At 63.1% G+C, this 19,695-nt stretch carries 16 protein-coding genes and 1 riboswitch; of the genes, 3 read left to right on the forward strand and 13 right to left on the reverse strand.

Annotated features, from left to right (window positions below):
• On the forward strand, positions 1 to 912 hold the full coding sequence (locus MM194_RS06950) for a LysR family transcriptional regulator (protein ID WP_241343129.1): 912 nt from the start codon (positions 1 to 3) through the stop codon (positions 910 to 912).
• Positions 913 to 1,063: 151 nt separating this feature from the next.
• Here the strand turns inward: MM194_RS06950 and thiH are convergent, their stop codons facing one another.
• The 9 genes from thiH to MM194_RS06995 all read right to left on the reverse strand — a co-directional run bounded on the left by thiH (position 1,064) and on the right by MM194_RS06995 (position 11,052).
• Positions 1,064 to 2,320, reverse strand: coding sequence for a 2-iminoacetate synthase ThiH (gene thiH / locus MM194_RS06955; RefSeq protein WP_277605064.1), 1,257 nt, complete (start codon positions 2,318 to 2,320; stop codon positions 1,064 to 1,066).
• 8 nt (positions 2,321 to 2,328) lie between these two features.
• Positions 2,329 to 3,096, reverse strand: a complete 768-nt coding sequence (locus MM194_RS06960; RefSeq protein WP_241343130.1) for a thiazole synthase — start codon at positions 3,094 to 3,096, stop codon at positions 2,329 to 2,331.
• Position 3,097: 1 nt separating this feature from the next.
• Positions 3,098 to 3,298: a sulfur carrier protein ThiS gene (thiS, locus tag MM194_RS06965; RefSeq protein WP_042042049.1), complete on the reverse strand. Its 201-nt coding sequence runs from the start codon at positions 3,296 to 3,298 to the stop codon at positions 3,098 to 3,100.
• Positions 3,295 to 4,068, reverse strand: a complete 774-nt coding sequence (locus tag MM194_RS06970; protein ID WP_241343131.1) for a HesA/MoeB/ThiF family protein — start codon at positions 4,066 to 4,068, stop codon at positions 3,295 to 3,297. The genes thiS and MM194_RS06970 overlap by 4 nt, the downstream gene beginning before the upstream one ends.
• Positions 4,058 to 5,623 (reverse strand): thiamine phosphate synthase, encoded by a 1,566-nt coding sequence (gene thiE, locus MM194_RS06975; protein WP_241343132.1) that lies wholly within the window; start codon positions 5,621 to 5,623, stop codon positions 4,058 to 4,060. The genes MM194_RS06970 and thiE overlap by 11 nt, the downstream gene beginning before the upstream one ends.
• Complete coding sequence (gene thiC / locus MM194_RS06980) at positions 5,620 to 7,644, reverse strand: phosphomethylpyrimidine synthase ThiC (RefSeq protein ID WP_277605059.1); 2,025 nt, start codon at positions 7,642 to 7,644, stop codon at positions 5,620 to 5,622. The genes thiE and thiC overlap by 4 nt, the downstream gene beginning before the upstream one ends.
• Before the next feature lie 239 nt (positions 7,645 to 7,883).
• Positions 7,884 to 7,997, reverse strand: a riboswitch (TPP riboswitch).
• Between the two features lie 285 nt (positions 7,998 to 8,282).
• Positions 8,283 to 9,764 carry an aerolysin family beta-barrel pore-forming toxin gene (locus MM194_RS06985; RefSeq protein WP_241343133.1) on the reverse strand — a complete coding sequence of 494 codons (1,482 nt, stop codon included), beginning with the start codon at positions 9,762 to 9,764 and terminating at the stop codon, positions 8,283 to 8,285.
• Between the two features lie 304 nt (positions 9,765 to 10,068).
• Positions 10,069 to 10,548 (reverse strand): hypothetical protein, encoded by a 480-nt coding sequence (locus tag MM194_RS06990; protein WP_241343134.1) that lies wholly within the window; start codon positions 10,546 to 10,548, stop codon positions 10,069 to 10,071.
• Between the two features lie 87 nt (positions 10,549 to 10,635).
• Entirely contained in the window at positions 10,636 to 11,052 is a 417-nt protein-coding gene (locus MM194_RS06995) for a hypothetical protein (RefSeq protein ID WP_241343135.1), read from the reverse strand.
• A 90-nt stretch (positions 11,053 to 11,142) separates the two neighbouring features.
• Between MM194_RS06995 and MM194_RS07000 the strand changes: the two genes are divergently transcribed.
• Together MM194_RS07000 and MM194_RS07005 are read left to right on the forward strand one after the other, a co-directional pair.
• Positions 11,143 to 11,811 carry a response regulator transcription factor gene (locus MM194_RS07000; RefSeq protein WP_241343136.1) on the forward strand — a complete coding sequence of 223 codons (669 nt, stop codon included), beginning with the start codon at positions 11,143 to 11,145 and terminating at the stop codon, positions 11,809 to 11,811.
• A gap of 29 nt (positions 11,812 to 11,840) precedes the next feature.
• Positions 11,841 to 13,094: a HAMP domain-containing histidine kinase gene (locus MM194_RS07005; protein ID WP_241343171.1), complete on the forward strand. Its 1,254-nt coding sequence runs from the start codon at positions 11,841 to 11,843 to the stop codon at positions 13,092 to 13,094.
• A gap of 248 nt (positions 13,095 to 13,342) precedes the next feature.
• On the opposite strand, the gene rimK is transcribed toward MM194_RS07005, so the two are convergent.
• From rimK to metH, 4 genes are all read right to left on the reverse strand, one after another.
• Positions 13,343 to 14,239 carry a 30S ribosomal protein S6--L-glutamate ligase gene (rimK, locus tag MM194_RS07010; protein WP_226170614.1) on the reverse strand — a complete coding sequence of 299 codons (897 nt, stop codon included), beginning with the start codon at positions 14,237 to 14,239 and terminating at the stop codon, positions 13,343 to 13,345.
• A 113-nt stretch (positions 14,240 to 14,352) separates the two neighbouring features.
• Complete coding sequence (locus MM194_RS07015; RefSeq protein WP_241343137.1) at positions 14,353 to 15,414, reverse strand: Gfo/Idh/MocA family oxidoreductase; 1,062 nt, start codon at positions 15,412 to 15,414, stop codon at positions 14,353 to 14,355.
• A gap of 133 nt (positions 15,415 to 15,547) precedes the next feature.
• Positions 15,548 to 15,964, reverse strand: a complete 417-nt coding sequence (locus MM194_RS07020) for a hypothetical protein (protein WP_241343138.1) — start codon at positions 15,962 to 15,964, stop codon at positions 15,548 to 15,550.
• 26 nt (positions 15,965 to 15,990) lie between these two features.
• Positions 15,991 to 19,674 carry a methionine synthase gene (gene metH / locus MM194_RS07025; protein ID WP_241343139.1) on the reverse strand — a complete coding sequence of 1,228 codons (3,684 nt, stop codon included), beginning with the start codon at positions 19,672 to 19,674 and terminating at the stop codon, positions 15,991 to 15,993.
• Positions 19,675 to 19,695: the final 21 nt, after the last annotated feature.

Below are 19,695 nucleotides of genomic sequence, written 5' to 3' on the forward strand. Positions count from 1 at the left end.
ATGCTGGCTATAAATGATATAAAATTTTTTATTACCATTGCTGCCTGCAAAAACTTCTCCACCGCAGCAAAACAACTCAATGTTTCGGCACCTTATGTTACTCAGAAGCTCAGGTCCCTCGAGGAAAAGCTTGGACTTATTCTGATTGAACGACAGGGTCGACAGCTAAAAGTCACCGAGCATGGCCAGATATTGATCGACATGGGGTCAGGAATTATCAGACAAATGGCCTCAATTGAAGAATCGCTAAGAGCGGCCAAGGATGACCTGTGCGGCCATATCAATATAATTGCACCTATTGGTTTCGGTGAGAAAAAACTGTCTCCCATTATTGGCCAATTCAAGCAGCAATACCCGGCAGTATCCATCGATCTTACCCTGTCCGATCGCCCTTCTTGGACAGACGCCCCTCTCCAACCTGACATCATGTTTTATATTGGTGAATTAACCCAGGCACATCTCTATAGAATGGTGATCTCACCTACTCGTCGTGTCCTCTGTGCATCACCAGACTATATTTCCACCATGCCAGACCTGACAACACCAGAACAACTGATGACTAATCAGCATGATTGCATCGTATTGAGGGAAAATAATGAAGATGTTTCCCTCTGGCGTTTCCAGCATATCGAATCAGGCAGAGAATGTCGTCTCAGGGTGACGCCTTCACTTACCAGCAATATTGCCGACGTGGTGAAGCAGTGGGCTCTAGATGGATTGGGTATAATCAATCGTTCGGAATGGGATCTCATTACTGAGCTCAACACTGGCACTTTGGTAGAGCTACTCCCAGAATATGCTTTACCACAAGTTGACATTGTCGCACTTATGGCCACAGGTGAGAGTGCCCGTTCCCGTAAAATCAGTAGATTTCTGGAATTCGCCAAAGACAGACTCAAAGAGACACTTTAATAACTAACTCTAAAATGAGTGGCAGCACCAACTATTTTAAAATCCCTAGCAGACAACAAAAAATAACAAGATGCAATAAACAAAGTTAAATGCATCCTGTTATAGCCAGCCAGAAACCTATATACGCTTGTGGTCCAGCTAACTGGCTTTATTACCTCCCCAAAAACGGTTCCCAATCCTTGAACACCGGCTGCAATCCGGCCTGCCGCACGGCATTGGCCACATCCCCCACAGAACGATCATCGTGGATGGCGAACTGCTCCAGCTCCTCCTCATCCCCTTCCGCGTAGCCGCCCGGCTGGGTGCGCGACTCCGCCGACATCTGGGTGATGCCGAGGCGCAGGGCGCCGTTGCGAAAGGCCGGCGATTCCCGGGTGGAGAGGGATAAGTCCAGGGTCGGCGAGAGCAGCCGCCAGGCGCAGATGAGCTGCACCAGCTGGCGGTCCGTCATGGTCACCTCGGGCTGCAGGCCGCCGGTGCAGGGGCGCAGCCGCGGGAAGGAGAGCGAATAGCGACTCTGCCAGTGGTGGCGCTCCAGCCAGGCCAGATGCTCGGCGACAAAATAGCTGTCGGCGCGCCAGTCCGGCGACAGGCCGATCAGCGCCCCCAGCCCAATCTTGTCGATACCGGCGCGGCCCAGCCTGTCCGGGGTGGCGAGCCGCCACGCGATATCTTGCTTGTTGCCGCGCAGGTGGTGACGGGCGTAGGCCGGGGCGTGATAGGTCTCCTGATAGACCATGACCGCATCCAGCCCCAGGGTTTTGAGCTCGGCGTATTCGGCCTGCGACAGGGGCTGCACCTCCATCGCCAGGGTGCTGAAGTGGCGGCGGATCTGCGGCAGGTGCTCACGAAAGTAGTCCATGCCGACCTTGCTCTCGTGCTCGCCGGTCACCAGCAGCACGCTGTCGAAACCGCGCGTCTTGAGGGCCAGACACTCGCGCTCAATTTCCTCGGAATTCAGGGTCTTGCGCTTCAAGCGGTTGCTCATAGAGAAGCCGCAATAGCTGCAATCGTTGGCGCACAGGTTTGAGAGATAGAGGGGCACGTAGAAGCCGACGGTGTTGCCGAACCGCTGGCGGGTGAGCCGCTCCGCCAGCTCCGCCATCTGCGGCAGGAAGGGCTCGGCGGCTGGGGAGATCAGCGCCATAAAATCATCCAGGCCACGGCGTGGGTTGGCCAGCGCCAACTCCACATCCCGCGCCGTCTTGGCGCGGATGCTCATGCCCACATGATCCCAGTCCAGCTCGCGCCAGCGGTCGGCAAAATCCAACCCCCACCCGGCCTCTCCCTTGGGAGGGGGAGGAGCGCAGGGCTCAACCAATTCAAGTGCCGCGTCAGCCGGTTCCCTCACCCCCGGCCCCTCTCCCAATGGGAGAGGGGAGCATGCAGACACCACATCTTGCCCCATGCTCTGGCTCATAGCGCCTCCAGAAAATCGGTAAGCGGGCTGGAGGCCTGGGCCTGGCTGCCACGCGCCCCCAATCCGGCCAGATAGGCGCCGCGACCCGCCTCGCAGGCGAGGGCGAAGGCGCGACCCATGGCGACCGGATCCCGGCTCACGGCGATGGCGGTGTTGACCAGCACGGCGTCGGCGCCGAGCTCGAAGGCCGCCGCCGCGTGGCTGGGGGCCCCGATCCCTGCGTCCACCACCACGGGCACCCTGGCCTGCTCGACGATGATCGACAGAAACTCCCGGGTCACCAGCCCCTGATTGGAGCCGATGGGGGCGCCGAGCGGCATGACGGCGGCGCAGCCCACCTCTTCGAGCCGCTTGCACAGCACGGGATCGGCGCCGCAATAGGGCAGCACCACGAAGCCTTCTTTCACCAGCTGCTCCGCAGCCTTGAGCGTCTCTATGGGATCGGGCAGCAGGTACTTGGGATCTGGGTGGATCTCCAGCTTGAGCCAGTTGGTGCCGAGCGCCTCGCGGGCGAGCCGGGCGGCAAATACCGCCTCGGCGGCGGTCTTGGCGCCCGAGGTGTTGGGCAGCAGCTTGACCCCGAGCCTGAGCAGGGGGCTCAGGATATCGTCATGGCGCTTGCCCGGCTCCAGCCGCTTGATGGCCATGGTGACGAGCTGGGAGCCGCTCGCCTCGATGGCGGCGGCCATCAGCTCCGGACGGGCGAACTTGCCGGTGCCGGTAAAGAGGCGCGATGAGAAGGTGTGATTGGCAATGGTCAGCATCTCAGCCTCCGGCGATGGCAGTGAAAAGGTGGATCTCGTCCCCGTCATTGAGGCGGGTCTCTGGCCAGCGGCTGCGGGGCAGCACGGCGCCGTTGAGGGCCACCGCCACCCCCTGGGGGGCAATCTCCTGCACCGCCAGCAGCTCGGTCAGGCGCTGGCCGGTGGGCAGCGTCAGCTCGATATCGTTCAATCGAATATTCATTGGTCATCCTTATGGCTGCCACACACCGGGCAGTCGGGATCAGGGGGCAGGCGCAGCGTCTGCCACTCATGGGCCAGGGCATCGAAGCGGCGCAGGGTGCCCGCCACCGGGCTGGGACGCCCGAGCAGCAGTTTCAGTGCCTCCAGCGCCTGCAGGGAACCTATCACTCCCACCAGGGGGCCCGTGACGCCGCTGCTCTGGCAGCTCTCCTTTATCTCGGTGCCCGCCGGGTAGAGACAGGCGTAGCAGGCATGTTCAGGCGCGCTTCGCACCATCAGTTGCCCTTGCCAGCCGACGGCGGCGGCGGAGATCCAGGGTTTCCCCTGGGCCACGCAGGCGGCGTTGATGGCGTGGCGGCTGGCCAGGTTGTCGCAGCAGTCGACAACCAGATCCACCTCGGCCACGAAGGCTGGCAGGCTAGCCCCATCGAGGCGCTGGTTGATGGCGATCAGCTCGACGTGGGGGTTGTGGGCCGCCAACCGTTCCCGGGCCAGCTCGGCCTTGGAGCGGCGCAGCCCCTCCCCATCGAACAGGATCTGGCGCGGCAGGTTGCTCGAATCCACCACATCGCCGTCGGCCAGCCACAGGGTGCCGACCCCGGCCCCGGCGAGATAGAGGGCGAGGGGCGAGCCGAGGCCGCCGAGGCCGACGATCAGCACCGACTTGGCTTTCAGCCTCACCTGCCCGGCTTCCCCTATCTCGGCCAGCATCAGTTGCCTGCCGTAGCGCAGATACTCTTCGTCACTTAGAGATGCCTCGTCAGAGAGCATGGCTGGCCTCCTTTTCCTGGTTCGGCAGGGCCGACAGTGGCTCATCCCCGGCCCCGATGGCGGCCAGCAGACGGACGGTGGCCCCCTGCCAGTCATCGCTGGCGGTGATGGCGGAGACCAGGGCTATGCTGCCCACCCCGCTCTCCTGCACCGGCCCCACCCGATCCTCGCCTATGCCGCCTATGGCCACGGTCGGCCAGTCGCGCATCAGGGCACGGTAGTGGTGCAGCCGCACCAGCCCCTGGGGGCGGGACGGCATCTGCTTGGTGTTGGTGGGGAAGATATGGCCGAGGGCAATGTAAGAAGGTGCCAGTTCCCGGGCCCGCATCAGCTCGAAGTAGCCGTGAGTGGAGATGCCGAGGCGCAGGCCGGCGGCCTGGATGGCGGCGAGATCCGCCGTCTCCATGTCCTCCTGGCCCAGGTGTACCCCGTAGGCGCCAGCCTCGATGGCTTGCTGCCAATAGTCGTTGATAAAGAGCCGGGCCCCGAAGCGACGGCCCAGCGCCACCGCCTCGACGATGGCGGGCATCACCTCTTCGGCGGGTAGGCTCTTGATGCGCAGCTGCAGGGTTTTGACTCCTTCCTTCAGCAACCGCTCCAGCCACTGCACCGAATCCACCACGGGGTAGAGGCCGAGGCTGTGTTCGGTTGGGGCGAAGGGGCCTCGGGGCAAGCGTGCATCGCCGGCAGGACAGAGACCGAAGCGGCGATCCAGCGCAGATCCCGCCAGCACGGCGCGGGGGAACTGGGCGAGATCTCCGGGCCAACCGAGGTGGGCTATGGGGCCGGGGCCGGCCCCCACCCCTTGCGCGGCCGCCAGCCCTTGCTGCAGATAGGCGCGCGCGAGCGTGATGGCATCCTCCAGCGGATAATCCAGCGCCACGACGGCGGCGATGGCGCTGGCATAACAGCAACCGGTGCCGTGGCCGTGGCGGGTCGCCAGGCGCGGCGCCCCTAACCAGAACTCCCTGTGCTCATCCTGGTAGTAGTCGAGGCAGAGCTCGCCACTCCACGCCAGATGACCACCCTTGACCAGCACGGCGCGGGCGCCGAGTTCGCGCAGCCGGGCGGCCCCCGCCCGCACCAGCGCGGGGCTGGTCGCCGGGATGCCGGTCAGCGCCTCCAGCTCGGGGCCGTTGGGGGTGATGAGAGACAGACGGGGCAGCAGGTGCTCGCGCACCGCCGCCAGCATGTTCGGCTCGGCCATGGGGGTGCCGCTGCTGGCGATGGCCACGGGGTCGTAGACCACGAAGGGGGCGGCGATCACCTCCAGCCGGCGTGCCAGCACCTCCACATGCAACCGGGTCGGCAGCAGGCCTATCTTGATGGCGGCCGGCGGCAGATCGACGCCGAGGGCGTCGATCTGGGCGCAGAAGCTCTGCATCAGCACGGGGTCGACCATCTTAACCGCCACCGAATTCTGGGCGGTGATGGCGGAGATGACGGAGCAGCCATGCACGCCGAGGGCGTGCATGGTATGCAGATCGGCCTGGATGCCGGCACCGCCCCCCGAGTCGGAACCGGCTATGGTCCAGACGATGGGCTTGGTGCTCATGCTTCTTCCCGCTCCTGCTTGAGGGCCGCCGCCTGATGGTAGAGCTCGCCCCCCTTTTCCTTGAAGGTCTCTGCCATACGGTTCATCCCGCTTTCCACCTCGGCCACCACTCGCTCCTGCTGGCCATCCATGCCCACCAGCTTGATTTCCACCGCCTCGAGCTTGGCGGCGTAGTCGCGCACGTCCTGGGTGATCTTCATTGAACAGAACTTGGGGCCGCACATGGAGCAGAAGTGGGCCACCTTGCCGGACTCCTGGGGCAGGGTCTCGTCGTGGTAGGCGCGGGCTGTCTCGGGATCCAGCGCCAGGTTGAACTGATCCTCCCAGCGGAACTCGAAGCGCGCCTTGGACATGGCGTTGTCGCGGATCTGGGCGCCCGGATGACCCTTGGCCAAGTCGGCGGCGTGAGCGGCGATCTTGTATGTGATGAGGCCCTGCTTCACGTCCTCCTTGTTCGGCAACCCCAGGTGCTCCTTGGGGGTGACGTAGCAGAGCATGGCGCAGCCGTACCAGCCGATCATGGCGGCGCCTATGCCGGAGGTGAAGTGATCGTAGCCGGGGGCTATGTCGGTGGTGAGCGGACCGAGCGTATAGAAGGGCGCCTCGTGGCAGTGCTCCAGCTGCTCGGTCATGTTGCGCTCGATCATGTGCATGGGTACGTGGCCCGGCCCCTCGATCATCACCTGGACGTCGTATTCCCAGGCGATCTTGGTGAGCTCCCCCAGGGTGTGCAGCTCGGCGAACTGCGCCTCGTCGTTGGCGTCATAGACGGATCCCGGACGCAGGCCGTCACCGAGGGAGAGCGCCACGTCGTAGGCCGCGCAAATCTCGCAGATCTCCCGGAAATGCTGATAGAGGAAGTTTTCCTTGTGGTGTGACAGGCACCACTTGGCCATGATGCTGCCGCCGCGCGACACGATGCCGGTGAGGCGCTTGGCGGTCATGGGCACGTAGCGCAACAAGACGCCTGCGTGGATGGTGAAGTAGTCCACCCCCTGTTCGGCCTGCTCCAGCAGGGTGTCGCGGAACAGCTCCCAGGTCAGATCCTCGGCGATGCCGTTGGTCTTCTCCAGCGCCTGATAGATGGGCACAGTGCCGATGGGGACCGGGCTGTTGCGCAGGATCCACTCGCGGGTCTCGTGGATGTAGCGGCCGGTGGAGAGATCCATGACGGTGTCGGCGCCCCAGCGGGTGGACCACACCAGCTTCTCCACTTCCTCCTCGATGCTGGAGGTCACCGCCGAGTTGCCGATGTTGGCGTTGATCTTCACCAGGAAGTTGCGGCCGATGATCATCGGCTCGGCTTCCGGGTGGTTGATGTTGCTGGGGATGATGGCGCGGCCGGCGGCCACCTCATCGCGCACGAATTCGGGGGTGATGTTGCCCGGCAGGCGGGCGCCGAAACCCTGGCCCGGATGCTGGCGCAGCAGCAGCTCGGAGCGCACCCGCTCGCGGCCCATGTTCTCGCGAATGGCGATGAACTCCATCTCGGGGGTGACGATACCCTGGCGGGCATAGTGCAGTTGGGTCACCCGGCGGCCCGGCCTGGCACGCAGCGGCTTGGGCAAGTTATCGAAACGCAGGTGATCCAGCCCCTCGTCGGCGAGGCGCTCCTGGGTGAAGGCGGAGCTAAGACCCTCGAGCGCTTCGGTGTCGCCCCGCTCCAGCACCCAATTTTCACGCAGGCGCGGCAGACCGCGGCGCACGTCTATCTCGGCACTCTCATCCCCATAGGCCCCCGAGGTGTCGTAGACGGGCACGGGATCGTTGGGCTCGAACTGGAGGTCTTCCTTGCTGCCGCCGACCAAGGTGTCGGCCAGGACGATCTCCCGCAGCCCCACCCGGATGTCGGGACGGGAACCTTGGATGAAGATGCGTCTGGAGTTGGGATGGGCCATGCCCTTGAGGTTGTCGATAAAGGCCTGGGCACTGGAACGCTGCTCGCGGCGACCGGCAGGAACGGCCTTGGCGTTGTCGAGAACGGACTGGACTTCTGGTGCGGACTGGATTGGGGTAGACATAGCAAAACTCACATTAACTGGTTGAAGTTATGGGTGTTTGCTTGTCTGGAGTTCGAGGAGAAGATGAACCTGCGAGCGAATATGCGTCGAGAGGGAGTGGTGCCAGTCTGCTGACCCCTCCTGCCCTGCACAGACCCTCCCTGATGGGCGGTTCGGCGAGGCTGGCTCCCTCTCGTGCGCCGGCTTACCGGGGCTGGCCCTGTAGCAAGTAGGAAGCAGATGCTCCCAAGCGCGGCAACTCGCAAGTTACCCTTGTTTCCCTTCGCAGGTTCTAGCCTGATCAGGTTCCACGGATCCCGAATTAACGGTCTCAGCTTAGCGTCGTTCGACGGTCAGCACTCCGACAAGATGGCGCCAGTATAAGTGGGGAATTTGAAAGTACAAGGCATTAACACAGCTGACCAGTGGGGTGCTCTGGCCATAATGCCGCGCTGACCGGCGAAGAGGACGGTTGAATAAGCCAGCTCCGTTTCATAGCAGCTGACGGGGCGGCAGATTCGCGCCCAGGATCGGGAACACACTCCGGACGCGGCCAGACAAGCGCGCCAAAGGCAGCTAAAATCACTAAAAATTAGACATTCTAAAAATAAAAACCGGGCGAAAGCCCGGTTTTACATTCCAATTTAACTGCCACCAGATCACTTGTCGGTAGCAGGTTTCAGCTCGATCTGGACGTTGTCGAAGCCCAGTGCGGAGAGCTCGCTGGCATCGAGCGGGATCTCCAGACGCAGGCCGGTTGCCTGGCCGTCGACGCTGCGGGCACGACGCACCTTGCTGTCACCACCGATGGGCACGGGCGCACCTATCTCGATGTTGCCGGCGAACTGGCTCTCGGCATGGAAGTCCCCCGTGATGCTGGCGCGCACCGGGCGCAGCACCCTGGCCAGAGCATTCTTCATGGTATCGGCACCGTTCTGCTGTATGGTCCAGTTCCAGTCCCACCACTTCACCTCACCCGGGATGTAACGCTTGTCCCACTGGTAGCGGATGCTGCTCGCCTTGTCCTTGAACGGACCGATGACGAAGCTGTGGTTCCAGGTTGGCCGGTTGTCCGGATGGGTGTGCCAGGCGTTGCCGCCCCAGCGCAGGAAACCGTTCAGGGCGAGATCGTAGCTGACGTCCGCCTTGAACTCGTAGGGGTAGGAGATGTTTGCCTTGTAGAGCTCGATCTTCACCGGGATCTTCGAGTGGGCGGGCACGGTCGGGCGCGCCGACTGGGAGAGCGAGGTGGTAGTCGCCCCACCGTTCTGCTGAGCCCAGGACTGGCTCGCGGCGATCTCGATGGAGAGTTCGGTCTCACCCACCAGCGGCCACTTGAACTTGTTCTTGGTGGAGACCTTCTCGCTCAGGCCATAGGTGTTGGTCTTGGACCAGTTGGTGGCCGTGTCGTAGCGCAGGGTCACGTCATAGCCGGACTGGGGCGTGTCGCTGTCGTTGACGGCCCAGCCCACCACCGTCTTGATCAGGACGCGATCGGACTGGGTCACCTCACCGTGACTGAAGCTCTCGGGATCCAGGGTGTAGGCGAAGTTGCTGACCCGGATGCTGCTCTTCTCGCCGCAGCGATAGCCGTCGCAGCCGCCGCCGTTGTTGCCACGGATCAGCCAGCCTCCGCCGTCCTGAGTCACGTCCATGTCCTCACCCACGTAGGGGCTGTGGTCGCCACCGACCCAGGCATAGCCGAGATAATGGGCGAGGTAACTGGCCGGCTTGATGAAATTGGCGCTGTCATGCACCAGTCGCCATTGCACGTCCACTTCATCCCCATCTGGAATATTCAGCGCAGGCAATACTGGTATTTCACTGGTGACCGGATTGGTCGGATAACACCAGGTATCCGAGGCCGAACCGGGTTTTATTTCACCGTTGTAACCCGATCCCATGATCACCCAGTTATTGGCCAAACCACTTATTTGCCACTGGCCCATCATGCCCACAATATTATTGCGGACACTCTGCGCTTCTTCCCGATTGATCGGACGATAGTTGGCACCACAGACCTCTTTCCCGAGCGAGAAGAGACGCAGTTGGTCAGGATAGACGGGCTCGGCCCCATGGGCCTGGCTCATCAACAGCGTCGAAATGGTCAACGCCAAACCCGTTATTTTTAGTTTATCCATAGCTCCCCCAATATTGTAGGTATAGACATGCAAATGCTATTTATCTTGCTGCATGCCAGGGGGACAATATCAGCCACATAAGCCTACGAATGCGATCGAATCCACATTTTAATTATTCACAATCGATGTAAACACAATTAACAGGCAGGTTATTAATTAATGACAAAACAAATATCAGAGTCATTACTTTATTATTTAATTTATAATTTTCGTGGTGTTAAAGTTTTTAATTATTGAATGTAAACGTCAGCGATACTCGGCCAGATTACATATCCGCCAAATGACTGAGCCATATTCTGGCTATTTATTCGGGATCCTCTTCCGGATTGGGGAGCAGCACCTCGGTCAAGCGTCCATCCTCATCGCGGCTCAGCACCAGCTTGCGGCCCGGTTGCAGGTCGGCGGGGCTGCCGTTCACCCAACGGGTCTTCGCATCGAACGCCAGCACTCCCAGCTCCGGCAACAGCAAGGTCTCCCCTGCGGTGGCGAGCAGCCTGTCCTCCGCCCGCAGCCACTGGCTGCTCTGCGCCAGATCCGGCGCCGTGGCAAGCACCCGGATCTGCTGGGCAACGCCGTACCGGCTCAGGATGGCGAGCCGCATGCCGGGCTTGAGATCGTCGGGCTGGTTCACCCCGGTCAGCGCGGCGCTGCCCAGCTCCAGTTCGGCACCCTGAAATTGCAGATGGATGCCGTCGTTGTGCTCCAGCTCCACCAGCCAGAGTTCGGCCTCGGTGGCCAGGGTGCAAAACGGTAACACCCACAGCAGCAATGCGGTTCTGGTCATAGCAAACAGGCCCATGGTCAACCGGCGATGAGGTTTAACTATGGGCCTGGATGGGCACTTTTTCCGGTCGGCGCTGCTGCGGGCGCCTCAATCATCTTCGCGGCAACGGCTCAGGCGCATGCCATCGAACCGGCACTCCAGCTCCAGCCAGCGCCCTTCGAACGGCGCCAGGCTGTCGTCCGAGGTGACATAGCCCCAGATCCGCCCCTGGGCCACAGGTCCTTCCAGCTCCATCTGGTCTTTTTCTTCCAGCGTCTCCACCTCGCGGATCAGCCTCTGCTCCCCCTGCACGACCCCTTCCAGATCGACCCAGCTGCCCCCGAGATCGTCTTCGTCCAGACCATCCTTGAAGCGGGTCTGTCCATCGATGACGAAGGGAATGCCGTTGACCATCAACTGACCCAGCTGCCAGCTGGTACGGCCGGTCAGCTTGAACTCGGCCGCCTGCGCCAGACCAAAGGGCAATAAAATCAATAGCCAGAGGGCACAGAGAGACTTCTTCATCGGGGATCCTCGGGGTTACACTGGCACACAGGATGCTTCATCCGGTGTGAAATGGCCGTGAAATGCCGGCCGAAACCAGGAGATCTGAACATGAAAATACTGGTGGTGGAAGACAATCCCCAGGTGGCGGAAACCATCATGGACTACCTGGAGCTGGCGGGACACCGGCTGGACTGTGCCTATCATGGCCAGGCGGCCCTGCAACTGCTGGCGGAGCAGCGTTTCGACGTCATCATCATGGACGTGATGATGCCACGCCTCGACGGCCTGCGCACGGTAGCGCAGCTGCGGGCCGACGGCATAGCGACCCCGGTGCTGTTTCTCACCGCCCGCGACAGCCTGGACGACAAGCTGGCGGGCTTTCGCGCCGGTGGTGATGACTACCTGGTCAAGCCGTTCGCCATGGAGGAGCTGGAGGTCAGGTTGCAGGCCCTGGCCCTGCGCGGCCCCCGCGCCGATCTGGGGGCCCTGCGCTTCGGCGAGCTGGAGGTGGATCCCGCCAGCGGCCGTGCCCGGCGCGCCGGCGTCGAGTTGAAACTCGGCAAGATCCCGTTCCAGATCCTCAGCCTGCTGGTGAAGCGTGCGCCGCAACTGGTGACACGCCAGGAGGTGCTGGACACCGTCTGGGGGGATGAGGAGCCCGACTCCGATGCCCTGCGCAGCCACATCTATGCCCTGCGCAACGCCCTCGACAAGCCTTTCGAGACCCCCATGCTGGAGACCCTGCACGGCCAGGGCTACCGGCTGGTCAAACCATGAGCCTCCCGGCCTCCCCGAGCCAGCCAGCCTTGAACCTGCCGAGCCTGCGCAAGCGCCTGATCCTGGCGCTGGGCGGGGCCGGCTTGCTGCTGCTGCTGATCCTGAGCCTGCTGATGGTGGTGGCCGAGAACAAGATGGAGGAGCTCAGTCTGCGCCACTGGCTGGAGGCCGAAGTCACCCGCTACAACGATGACTGGCTGCGGCTCGGTCAAGAGGCCCCCGCCCCCAGCCCGCGTCAATTCTCCAGCTACTGGACCCAGGCCGGCCGGCTACCCGTCTGGCTGAAACCCTACCGGACCCCCGGTTTCTTCGAGCACCAGCTCGGCAAGGAGGACAAGCACTTCCTGGTGCGGCCCCACCCCTCCGGCCAGGGCCTGCTCTATCTGGTATTCAACGATGACGCCGACGATTACCTGGACCCTTACGAAGACAAGCTGCATCTGGTCACCCGCTTGATCGGGCTGGCCCTGCTGCTGGGCTGCATCGCGTTCGGCATCTGGCTGGTGCGCCACATCACCGGACCCCTTGAGCGACTGCGCCAGCGGGTCGCCCACCTCACCCCGGATCAGGCGGACTTCGTGCCGGATGCCCCCTGGCAGGAGCTGCGGGAGATCGAGCTGGCGCTGCTGGCAGGCAAGCAGGAGGTGGCCGCGGTGTTCGCCCGCGAGCAGGAGTTCAGCCGCTTCGCGAGCCACGAGCTGCGCACCCCCAACATGGTGATCCAGGGCTCGGCGGCCCTGCTCGGCAAGGTGACGGACTTGCCCGCCCCCGCCGCCCGTGCGGCTGGCCGCATCCGCGCCGCCAGCGACGAGATGGCGCTGCTCACCGAGACCTTCCTGCTGCTGGGCCGCAAGGAGGCCGTGGAGCGACCACCCCAGCGGGTGGCCCCGCTGATCCGGCGGGAGCTGGCCCGCCTCGCCCCCCTGTTGCAGCGGGAGAGCCTGGAGATCCGGCTCAATCTGGACGAGCAGAGCGAGGTGCAGGCGCCCCTCTCCCTGCTCGCCATCGCGCTGGGCAACCTGCTCAAGAATGCCCTGAGCTACGCCGATGGCCATATCGAGATCGCGCTCGCGGAGCAGACCCTCACCATCAGCAACCCCACGGCGGCGGCACCGGATCAGATCCTCGGCTACGGCTGCGGCCTGACCATCATCCAGCGCATCTGCGAGAAGCTGGGCTGGGGGATAGAGACCCGGCTGGAAGAGGGCCTGTTCAGCGCCAGGTTGGTGATGGGTCAGGGCGCTGTGATTGGCGAGGACTCATCACCCGCCGATAAGGCCTGAGGCTTGTAACCCGTCTCTTCGAAAAAAGCGGGAGAAGGGAGCAAACAAGCCCATCGGCCAAGCAATGGAGTCCATCCGTATTTCTTCCCCCTGGCCACCGCCAACACAGCTATCTGGCCAACACTCGGTAGGTCCCCTCTCCCTCTGGGAGAGGGTTAGGGTGAGGGGATAACTTCTCAACGAAATGAACAGAAACAACAAGGCGCCCGAGGGCGCCTTGTCTGTTCCAACCATCCCGATTACCGAGGTCACTCTGCCGGCTTGTGCTTGCGGCTCGCCTTGAGTTCCAGAAAATCGATGATCTTACCCGCCACATCCTTGCCGGAGGCGGCCTCCACCCCTTGCAGACCGGGGGAGGAGTTCACCTCCAGCACCAGGGGGCCGCGGGCGCTGCGCAGAATATCCACCCCGGCCACGTCCAGCCCCATGATCTTGGCGGCCTGCACCGCGGTCGCCCGCTCTTCGGGGCTGATCTTGATCGCCTCGGCGGTGCCGCCACGGTGCAGGTTGGAGCGAAACTCCCCCGGCTGGGCCTGACGGCGCATGGCCGCCACCACCTTGCCGTTGACCACCAGGCAGCGGATGTCGGCGCCGTTGGCCTCGCGGATATACTCCTGCACCAGGATGTTGTTGTTGGTCTGGATGAAGGCCTCGATCACGCTCTCGGCGGCCTTCTGGGTCTCGCACAGCACCACGCCTATCCCCTGGGTCCCCTCCAGCAGTTTCACCACCAGCGGCGCCCCACCGACCATGGTGATGAGGTCGGGCACGTCGTGGGTGCTGTGGGCATAGCCGGTGATGGGCAGGCCTATGCCGTGGCGGGAGAGCAGTTGCATGGCGCGCAGCTTGTCCCGGGAGCGACTGATGGCCACCGAGCTGTTGAGGGCCATGGTATTCATCATCTCGAACTGGCGCAGCACGGCGGTGCCATAGAAGGTGATGCTGGCACCGATGCGCGGGATCACGGCGTCATAGCTCTCCAGTTCCCGTCCTTCGTAGTGGATGGAGGGGCTGTGGGAGGCGATGTTCATGTAGCAGCGCAGGGTGTCGAGCACCTCGACCTGATGCCCGCGCGCCTGCGCCACCTCGACCAGGCGGCGGGTGGAGTAGTTATTGGGCTCGCGGGATAAAATGGCAATATTCATGGAAATGGCAGACCTGATAATCGGACTGGAGAGTATAAGGTGCCACAGACTGCTGGCAACGCTAATCCTTTCCCCTCACCATTCGTCTTTCTGCAAGACCATCTAAAACAGAGTCAATGAGGCCCTCGCAGTTGCTGCTGCAGATCCAGTAGCAGCCCCACCTCCCGCAGGCGGCGGGCCGTCACGCCGTGCCACCCTGCGACCGGAATCGGCGCCAGCAGGGTCTGGGCGATGCAGTGGCGATAGAGTGGCCCCTCCAGTTGCCAGCGCTGCAGCACGCCGTTCTCATGATGATGCAGCCAGGCCTGATTGCCGCTACGCAGCAGCTCCAGCCGTCGCCCATCTTTCAGCAGGAGACTGAGCCCCTTCTTCTCCACCCCGGCCCCGGCGTATTTGTCGAGCCAGAGGGTCAGTGGCACCCCGGCCGCCTCACCGCGCAGGCAGGCACGCCCCTCGGCGGTACGCAGATCCCCGAGCACGATGGGCTGCCCCAGCCGGTCGCAGACGCCCTCGGCGATCAGATGCAGGCTGTCGCCCCCGCCGAGGGCCACCAGCAGCTCGCGGATCATCGCCAGCACATGGGTGCCGATGTCGAGGATGACGCCATCCGGATGGTGGAAGGTCCGTTGATCCGGCTCGCCGGTCGCGAAGTTGAGGGCGAAGGGGTGACCTTGCTCATCGATCCCGCAGGGCTCCAGCAGGAAGCCCTCCACCTCGGCCACATCCTGGATGGTCGCGGGCCGAACCCGGGCCTCGCCCGTCAGGGGCTGCCAGCTCGCATCCAGCTCACCACGGAGCAGTTGCTGGACGGCAATGCGCGCCATCCAGTGATCCAGCGCCAGCACCCGGCCCGCCACTGCGGGATCGGCCAATAACGCCTGCAAGCGGTCGTGCTGGGCCAGGCTGGCCACCAGGGGTTTCTCCACCAAGATGAGGGGGATCTGGCTCGCCAGCGCCTGCTCCAGCACCGGCAGGTGCAGCAGAGAGGGGGTGGCGATGACCAGCCTGTCCAGCGGCAAGGCCAGCAGGGCTTCCAGACTCGAGGCCTGATTCACCCCCGACAGCGTCAGCTCCGGGTCAAAACCCCAGATCTCGGCATCTTCTGCCAATGCAGCGAGCGCAGGCAGATAGGCCGTCTGCACCACGGCCCCCAGGCCGACAAATCCAATCTTCATCATCACCTCGATTCAGGGTCCATGGACCCGTGAATGGGCCAACCGGGTGGCCAGGTCACACCGAGCTGGCGCAGGCAAGGTGACACGCCCAGAGGAGGCATCACCTTCATATCAATAAAAAGGGGAAGCTGGCTCAATGGAGGGGGCCGACCCCGCTTTGCTCCATGCGCCAGCGCAGCACAGCCCGATCAAAGTCTGCCCTGGCCCGGGTGATGTATCGCTCCGACCGTTGCAGAAAGCATGCGAGATGATCCCGATGGATCTGCGCCTGCTTCACCACGAACCGGGCTGGTTCATGGGACGTGCCGTCCCGCCGCTTGCGTTCACGCCACTCTACCCTGTGGTTTAACCCTTCACGTAGGGCCACCATCTCCGGCGAGTCATAGAAGCGATCGCGCTCATGGAAGAAGCCGGCCAGCGCAGAGGCAGATACATCCAGAGCCCGACAGAACACCTTGAAATCGATGTATCCCTCTTCATCCGCTTCGGCCAGACAGCGGGCAATCAACACCTCATCCGGCCATGCCTCATCATCTCTTGCCTTGTCCATTTCCTCTCCTGACCACTTACACCCGATCAATGCAGGTTAGGCCCCAGCCAGCGCTCGGCTTCCACCAGGGTCATGCCCTTGCGCTGGGCGTAGTCTTCGACCTGATCCTGCTGGATCTGCGCCACCGCGAAGTACTTGCTGTCGGGGTGGGAGAAGTACCAGCCGGACACCGCCGCCCCCGGCCACATGGCGTAGGATTCGGTCAGTTTCATGCCGATGGCCTGCTCGACGCCCAGCAGCTCCCAGATGCTGCCCTTCTCGGTGTGCTCAGGGCAGGCCGGGTAACCGGGGGCCGGGCGTATGCCCTGATAGTTCTCGCGAATGAGCTCCTCGTTGCTGAGGGCCTCATCTTGGGCATAACCCCAATGCACCTTACGTACCTGCTCGTGCAGGTACTCGGCGAAGGCTTCCGCCAGGCGGTCGCACACCGCCTGCACCAGAATGGCATTGAAATCATCATGCTGGGCCTTGTAGGCGTTGGCGATGGCCTCCTCGCCTATGCCGCCGGTCACCGCAAAGGCGCCGATCCAGTCCGGCTTGCCGCTCTCTTTCGGCGCCACATAGTCCGCCAGGCAGTAGTTCGGGAAGCCCTGCTTCTCGCTCTGCTGGCGCAGGTGGTGCAACACCTTGCGCACCTCGGTGCGCGATTCGTCGGTATAGACCTCGATGCTGTCGCCGACGCCGTTGGCGGGGAACAGGCCTATGATACCGGCGCAGCGCACGCTGCCATCCCGTTCGAGCTGATCCAGCATGGCGTTGGCATCGGCAAACAGCTTGGTCGCCTCCTCACCGACGACTTCGTCCTCCAGGATGCGCGGATACTTGCCCGCCAGCTCCCAGCTCAGGAAGAAGGGCGTCCAGTCGATGTAGGGCCGCAGCACCGAGATGGGCACGTCTTCGAAGTTCTGCACGCCAGGCTCGCGGGGGGCTGGCGGCTGATAGCCGACCCAGTCCAACTGCTGGCGGTTGGCGCGGGCATGGGCCAGGCTGACCGGCTTGGATCTCGGTTGCTTGCGGGCGTGCTGCTCCCGGGCTATCTCGTACTCCTTGTCGATGCGGGCCACGAAGGCGGGCTTGAGCTCGGGATTGAGCAGGCTCTGGGCCACCCCGACCGCCCGCGATGCGTTCGACACATAGACCACGGGTTCGGAGTAGTTCTGCTCTATCTTGACCGCGGTGTGCGCCTTGGAGGTGGTGGCGCCACCGATCAGCAGCGGCAGTGTAAACCCCTGACGCTCCATCTCCTTGGCCACGTGCACCATCTCGTCGAGGGAAGGGGTGATCAGGCCGGACAATCCGATCATGTCGGCATTCACTTCCCTGGCGGTTTTGAGGATCTTCTCGCAGGAGACCATGACCCCGAGATCGACGATTTCGTAGTTGTTGCACTGCAACACCACGCCGACGATGTTCTTGCCGATGTCGTGCACGTCTCCCTTCACCGTGGCCATCACTATCTTGCCGTTGCTGGAGCCCCCCTCCTTCTCCTGTTCGATATAGGGCTGCAGGTAGGCCACCGCGCGCTTCATCACCCGCGCCGACTTCACCACCTGGGGCAGGAACATCTTGCCCGCGCCGAACAGATCGCCGACCACGTTCATGCCGTCCATCAGCGGCCCCTCGATGACGTGCAGCGGCTTCTCGGCCCCGGCCCGCGCCTCTTCGGTATCCTCCTCGATGAAGTCGGTGATGCCCTTGACCAGGGCATGCTCCAGCCGCTTGCCCACCGGCCAACTGCGCCACTCCTGATCCCGCGGATCCTCGGCCTGGGCGCCGGCGCCGCGATACTTCTCGGCGATGGCCAGCAGATCCTCGGTGGCGTTGTCGTTGAGGTTGAGCACCACGGCGATGACTTTCTCTTTCAACTCCGCCGGGATGTCTTCATAGATGGCGAGCTGACCGGCGTTGACTATGCCCATGTCCATGCCGTTCTGGATGGCGTGGTAGAGGAAGACGGCGTGAATGGCCTCGCGCACCGGCTCGTTGCCACGGAAGGAGAAGGAGACGTTGGAGACGCCGCCGGAGATCATGGCGTGGGGCAGGTTGTCCTTGATGTCCTTCACCGCCTCGATGAAGTCCACCGCGTAGTTGTTGTGCTCGTCGATGCCGGTGGCGACGGCGAAGATGTTGGGATCGAAGATGATGTCTTCCGGCGGGAAGCCGACCCTGTCCACCAGGATGCGGTAGGCGCGCTGGCAGATCTCGAACTTGCGGGCGCGGGTATCGGCCTGGCCCACCTCGTCGAACGCCATCACGATGACGGCGGCGCCGTAGCGACGCAGCAGTTTGGCCTGCTGGATGAACTTCTCCTCCCCCTCCTTCATGGAGATGGAGTTGACCACCGGCTTGCCCTGCACGCACTTGAGGCCCGCCTCCAGCACCTCCCACTTGGAGGAGTCGATCATCACAGGCACCCGGGCGATGTCCGGCTCGCCGGCGATCAGATTGAGGAAGCGCACCATGGCCGCCTCGGCGTCCAGCATCCCCTCGTCCATGTTGATGTCGATGATCTGGGCGCCGCTCTCGACCTGCTGCTTGGCCACGTCCAGGGCCTCGTCGTAGAGCCCCTCCTTGATCAGCCGCTTGAACTTGGCCGAGCCGGTGACGTTGGTGCGCTCCCCCACGTTCACGAACATGGACTCCGCGGTGATGATCAGCGGTTCCAACCCTGACAGCCGGCAGGCCACCGGCAGCTCGGGCAGGGCGCGCGGTCGGATACCCGCCACGGCATCGCTCATGGCGCGAATGTGGGTCGGGGTGGTGCCGCAGCAGCCCCCCACCAGGTTCAGGAAGCCGCTCTGGGCCCACTCGCGGATGTGCTCCGCCATCTCTCCCGCATCCAGATCGTACTCGCCGAAGGCGTTGGGCAGACCGGCGTTGGGGTGGGCGCTGACATGGCTCTCGCTGATGCGCGACAGCTCCTCCACGTACTGGCGCAGCTCATCCGGGCCGAGCGCACAGTTGAGGCCGAACGACAGCGGTTTGACGTGGCGCAGGGAATGGTAGAAGGCTTCCGTGGTCTGGCCGGAGAGGGTGCGACCGGAGGCATCGGTGATGGTGCCGGAGATCATCACCGGCAGGGCATGGCCGAGCTCCTCGAACACCAGATCCACCGCGAAGGCGGCGGCCTTGGCGTTGAGGGTATCGAAGATGGTCTCGATCAGGATGATGTCGGCGCCGCCCTCGATGAGGGCGTGGGTCGATTCGGTGTAGGCGACCACCAGCTGGTCATAGGTGACGTTGCGCTTGCCCGGATCGTTGACGTCCGGCGAGATGGAGGCGGTGCGGTTGGTCGGGCCCAGAACCCCGGCCACGAAACGCGGCTTGTGGGGCTCTCTTGCCGTCCACTCATCGGCGACGGCGCGGGCGAGGCGAGCGGCCTCCCGGTTGATCTCGGCAGAGAATTCTTCCATCTCGTAATCGGCCATGGCGATACGGGTGGCGTTGAAGGTGTTGGTCTCGAGGATGTCGGCCCCGGCGGCGCAATACTGATCGTGGATCTCGCGGATGACCGCCGGTTTGGTCAGCACCAGCAGATCGTTGTTGCCCTTGATGTCGGTATGCCAATCGGCAAAACGCGCACCGCGATAATCGGCCTCACCCAGCTTGTAGCCCTGGATCATGGTGCCCATGGCGCCATCGATGATCAGGATCCGTTCCTTCAGGCTCGCTTCCAACCCCTGTTTCTTGTTCAGCTTTTCGTTAGACACCGCTCGTTCCTCTTACATCCA

The organism is Aeromonas sp. MR16, assembly GCF_022549315.1.
In the GTDB taxonomy this organism is placed as follows: domain Bacteria; phylum Pseudomonadota; class Gammaproteobacteria; order Enterobacterales; family Aeromonadaceae; genus Aeromonas; species Aeromonas aquatica.

Excerpts from the sequence above, each read along its gene's own strand:
- MM194_RS06995 (WP_241343135.1), bottom strand. The coding sequence starts at position 11,052 with ATGAAGAAGTCTCTCTGTGCCCTCTGGCTATTGATTTTATTGCCCTTT.
- MM194_RS06990 (WP_241343134.1), bottom strand. The coding sequence starts at position 10,548 with ATGACCAGAACCGCATTGCTGCTGTGGGTGTTACCGTTTTGCACCCTG.
- thiE (WP_241343132.1), bottom strand. The coding sequence starts at position 5,623 with ATGAGCACCAAGCCCATCGTCTGGACCATAGCCGGTTCCGACTCGGGG.
- MM194_RS07015 (WP_241343137.1), bottom strand. The coding sequence starts at position 15,414 with ATGAAGATTGGATTTGTCGGCCTGGGGGCCGTGGTGCAGACGGCCTAT.
- thiH (WP_277605064.1), bottom strand. The coding sequence starts at position 2,320 with ATGGGGCAAGATGTGGTGTCTGCATGCTCCCCTCTCCCATTGGGAGAG.
- rimK (WP_226170614.1), bottom strand. The coding sequence starts at position 14,239 with ATGAATATTGCCATTTTATCCCGCGAGCCCAATAACTACTCCACCCGC.
- thiS (WP_042042049.1), bottom strand. The coding sequence starts at position 3,298 with ATGAATATTCGATTGAACGATATCGAGCTGACGCTGCCCACCGGCCAG.
- MM194_RS07000 (WP_241343136.1), top strand. The coding sequence starts at position 11,143 with ATGAAAATACTGGTGGTGGAAGACAATCCCCAGGTGGCGGAAACCATC.
- MM194_RS07020 (WP_241343138.1), bottom strand. The coding sequence starts at position 15,964 with ATGGACAAGGCAAGAGATGATGAGGCATGGCCGGATGAGGTGTTGATT.
- MM194_RS06970 (WP_241343131.1), bottom strand. The coding sequence starts at position 4,068 with ATGCTCTCTGACGAGGCATCTCTAAGTGACGAAGAGTATCTGCGCTAC.
- MM194_RS06960 (WP_241343130.1), bottom strand. The coding sequence starts at position 3,096 with ATGCTGACCATTGCCAATCACACCTTCTCATCGCGCCTCTTTACCGGC.
- thiC (WP_277605059.1), bottom strand. The coding sequence starts at position 7,644 with ATGTCTACCCCAATCCAGTCCGCACCAGAAGTCCAGTCCGTTCTCGAC.
- MM194_RS06985 (WP_241343133.1), bottom strand. The coding sequence starts at position 9,764 with ATGGATAAACTAAAAATAACGGGTTTGGCGTTGACCATTTCGACGCTG.
- MM194_RS06950 (WP_241343129.1), top strand. The coding sequence starts at position 1 with ATGCTGGCTATAAATGATATAAAATTTTTTATTACCATTGCTGCCTGC.